Source organism: Robertmurraya dakarensis, from assembly GCF_900156875.1.
In the GTDB taxonomy this organism is placed as follows: Bacteria; Bacillota; Bacilli; order Bacillales; family Cytobacillaceae; genus Robertmurraya; species Robertmurraya dakarensis.
Map to the genome: position 1 here is coordinate 1 of NZ_LT707399.1, position 826 is coordinate 826.

General features: G+C 39.7%; 1 protein-coding gene. It reads right to left on the minus strand.

The features are described from left to right. Window positions 1-175: 175 nt before the first annotated feature. The coding region (locus tag CZ487_RS00005) for an IS110 family RNA-guided transposase (RefSeq protein ID WP_139339505.1) at window positions 176-826 on the minus strand (651 nt) is incomplete at its 5' end.

Below are 826 nucleotides of genomic sequence, written 5' to 3' on the forward strand. Positions count from 1 at the left end.
AAGCCCAGTGGTAATATGTCAAGCACTAAAATTCAATGAATTGGAAATTAATATTGTCTTTCATTGAAAAGTGTTTAAAAAAGAGTATACCTAATAAACCTCACACTATTTTCAATTTTTTACCAATACTTTCAAGTGTGAAGCTGGGTGTTTGAAAGGGTGTGAATGAGAAGTTTTAATCTCTCCTTTCGGGTGGTGTGTACAACTGATTGGTGCGTAGTAGCGAAAACACCAATCGTACCAGTTTTCTTGCGGTTAAGACGAGAGCGCGTTTGTGTTTATGTTTTGGAACTTCATCGTACTTCTTTGTGTAAAAAGCTTTATATTCAGAGTCGTACTTTCGGATCTTATCGGCAGCTTGAATAAGGTAGTAACGCAGGTATTTATTACCTGTCCTCATTCTAGCCGTTTCCTGGGATTCGAATTCGCCTGATTGGTTCTGGTTCCATACCAAACCTGCATATTTCGCTAAGGCATGATGATCTTTAAATCGCTTTATATCGCTAATTTCAGCTATCAACCCTGCCGCATAAACGTCTCCAATTCCTTTTACAGACGTTAGGGTTTGCGGTATGCCTTTCATTAACTTGGCAATTTCTTTATCCAGACGCTTTACCTGTGACTCGATATGTTGAATGGTACTTAAAGTAACAGACATCGAAATATTTACGGGGTCCTGCATAGCCTTATTCAGCCGGTAAGATGATCTAGCCAACTTTTGAAGGTATTTTGCGATTTCCTCTGGCTTTTCAAATCGGTTTTTTCCTTTATCTTGCAGGAACTCGACGAGTTCCTCGAGGCTCATTTCAGCGATCGTTTCGGGCTC